This window comes from Candidatus Thorarchaeota archaeon (assembly GCA_013388835.1).
In the GTDB taxonomy this organism is placed as follows: Archaea; Asgardarchaeota; Thorarchaeia; order Thorarchaeales; family Thorarchaeaceae; genus JACAEL01.
The window spans coordinates 1-2,956 of the sequence record JACAEL010000010.1 but is presented as its reverse complement, the minus strand read 5'-3'; the positions used below and the strand labels follow the sequence as shown (position 1 = coordinate 2,956).

Here is a 2,956-nt window from a genome sequence, read left to right as displayed (position 1 = left end):
GTCTTGCCGGCCCTTGAGTCTGTTGTGTGGGATCACAGGGGATGTAGGACACTGTAACACCACATTTGGGACACCTCCTCTCACTGCGGTTCCCGAATGCATGGGAGCCGTCGAGCTCGGCGCAAGTCCCGCAGGACCGTAGCAGGCATGGGCTTTGCGCCACCTGTGGACTATGGGGTGGGACACACCGAAGACCGTGGCGGCCGGCACCACGCTCTTCTAATGGGAGCAGTTCACGACATGGTCTCTATGAACTACAGAGGAGATCATTGTCATCACCTTGCGCGGTGACGGTCGCTCCAGTGACACCGGTTTCAAATGTGGTGATACCAACAATGCCCTGCGGGAAGGACCGTACTCATAGGTAGTTGCTGCAACTGATTCTAAAGAGGTGGTTTGCACAACACGCGAGGTCGCAAGTGCTCATGAAACACGCTCCAGACGTACAGGTCTGGACTAAGGTCTGTGGTCCAAACGCCGTGCAAGTCGCTCCCAGTCACCAATCTGGGCCACAACATCTGGGTCTTCAAGCCCCTCTGCGGGGGGACCATCGTATACTACCTGACCCTGCCCAAGCACTGTCATCGAGTCCGCCCAGTGCTCTAGGAAGAAGCGGTCGTGGGTTGTATAGAAGACTGCAACCCCCTCTTTTCTGAGTGCATTGACGATATCAATGACTGCTTCAATCATGGGAAAGTCAATGCCAGCAAACGGCTCGTCTAGTAACAGGACACGCGGACGCATTGCCAAGACGCCTGCCAATGCCGCACGCTTGGCCTGACCAAAGCTCATCTGACCTATCGGACGCTGTGCAAGCTCGCTCAGTCCGACTGCGTCTAGGCTCCAAGAAACACGCTCGCGAACTTCCTCTGGGGACAGGCCCATGTTTTTAGGTCCAAAGGACACATCATCCCATACGGTGGGAGCAAAGAGCTGGTCGTCCGGGTTCTGGAACATGAAGCCGACCTCTTGACGTATCTGCCACAGCGTGTCAGGTCTCACGGGCTTGCCGAAGACCTCTATCTCGCCAGACACTGGCCGCAGGAGACCGAGAATCAGTTTGAACAGAGTGGTCTTGCCCGACCCGTTGAGACCGACAAGTGCTTTTTGTTCACCCGCTCGAAGTCTGGTAGTGATGTCTGCGAGTTGGAAGTCATCGTAGCTGAAGCAGACATGCCTAATGTCGATAGCTATGCTCATATCGATACGGCCTCCAGCAGTACAGGGATGGCGGTCTGGAGGGATAGGACAAACAGGACGAGGGCTATCGCCAAGACGCAGTCACCTCGATGGAAGCCAGACCCCTGGATACGCAGGGTTCCACCAAACCCCCTTAACAGCATTGCCTCGTATACTATGACACTACGGTCCAGCGCTCTCATGATGCTCTTGCCGACAAGACTCCCAAGCGACTCCATGCGTCGTCGGCGTGGGCCATGTTCGAGACCCCTGAGTAGCTGTGCCTCTTGCATCCTTGTCCTATCCTCCAAGAACAGCGGCAGGTATCTCAGCATTATCATGAGAGATCCAAGCAGTATAGTTGGCACACGTAGAGTGCGCAGCGCAGCCAGAAACTCAGACAGACTGATGTGCGAGAATGTCACGACGAAGACAAGCAGAACCGTGAAGATGCGCATACTCAGCAATACGCCTAGGGTAAGACCCTCTGCGTAGATAGAGATGGACCATGGACCCAGCAGAAAAAATAGCAGGACAGTCTCTCCATAGTAGAGGGGCAGAATCAGAACCCAGAACAGGACAACCAACTCGAATCTAAAGACGAGAGGCACTACAGCGCGCCATCTTGTCTTCACTGCGCAGGCCACGACTATCGTCACGAACAGCGTGAAGAGGACAAGGGAGAGCTCCGTTTCAATGGACAACCTCATGGCGAGCAGGAGAGCAAAGACGAGTTTCCCCGCCGGAGAGAGTCTGGAGGGTGTTGAATGCCCCTCCTTGAAGGGCAGCAGGAACCTCGTCATGCTCTGGCATAATCACTCCCCTGTCCGTTCTCCGGTCTATGCGGTAGTTCTCTTTGCGAGCTGTGTGAAGAGGATGTAGGCCAAGAAAAGGGCCAGAAAAACACCAACCGCTCCAGCAATCGCATCTGTCACGGGTCCTTCTTCCATGAAGCTCCAGAGGCCCGCATACCAAGGCTCGGGCTCTTCGATGCCCACGAACTCGAACAACGACCATTCGAATCCGTCCGGTGCGGAAGAGGCCAACTCAAAGAGCACAATCACAGAGAGGATTGCCACAAGCACCAGAGCAAAGAGCATCGCGTATCGCATTCCTTCAATCTTTGCCATTCTAATTACCTCCACTGACAGCCCTAGAAGTCAGCCTGAGTACTTCATTCCACTGACCCATCTCAGATGTCTCACTTCCCTGTAGGAATGACACTATCGAAGGTCGTGCCTTTACGAAGTAGAGTAGTATCACGTATGTGAGGAATGCTTCGCCAAAACCTATGACTGCATGTACAGCTGTGATTACGCCGACGAACTGTAGTGGTACTCCTGGCACGGTGAGCATCTCCAGACCAAGCACAAAGGCCACCGCAACGGTCGTGATATAAGATGCTGCGGCAGTCGCCAGCAGAACCGACTGCTTCTCACTCCACTTCTTCTTGAAAGCGGTGAAGAAGGTCATTGCCAAGATCCAACCCAACAGACATGAGAAGATGCCCATGTTGAAGAAGTTGAGGCTGAGTGTCAGGACGCCTCCATCTCCATAGATTGCCTGAACGACTAACACCAAGAACAACACCAGCATACCTGCCCACGGGCCTACAATCACAGACACCAGAGTGGACCCGACTAGATGTGCACTTGAGGGTGGGACCGGGAAGTTCACGAACTGTGCTGCGAATATGATTGCTGCAAGTACCCCGATATAGGGCACCGTCTTAGCATCGAAACGCCGTCCAATGCGTCTCGTAGAATAGTACAGTGCC

Annotated in this window: 4 protein-coding genes; all 4 read right to left on the bottom strand. The window is 54.2% G+C overall.

The genetic code is table 11. The features are described from left to right. Positions 1–456 precede the first annotated feature (456 nt). Positions 457–1,200: an ABC transporter ATP-binding protein gene (locus HXY34_01570; GenBank protein ID NWF94809.1), complete on the bottom strand. Its 744-nt coding sequence runs from the start codon at positions 1,198–1,200 to the stop codon at positions 457–459. Further along, the gene (locus tag HXY34_01565) at positions 1,197–1,982 is read right to left on the bottom strand and encodes a hypothetical protein (GenBank protein NWF94808.1); all 786 of its coding nucleotides are present in this window, start codon (positions 1,980–1,982) and stop codon (positions 1,197–1,199) included. The genes HXY34_01570 and HXY34_01565 overlap by 4 nt, the downstream gene beginning before the upstream one ends. A 36-nt stretch (positions 1,983–2,018) precedes the next feature. Then, on the bottom strand, positions 2,019–2,309 hold the full coding sequence (locus tag HXY34_01560) for a PDGLE domain-containing protein (GenBank protein NWF94807.1): 291 nt from the start codon (positions 2,307–2,309) through the stop codon (positions 2,019–2,021). 1 nt (position 2,310) lies between these two features. Then, positions 2,311–2,956 (bottom strand): energy-coupling factor ABC transporter permease (locus HXY34_01555; GenBank protein NWF94806.1); only part of this gene is annotated, 646 nt, incomplete at its 5' end.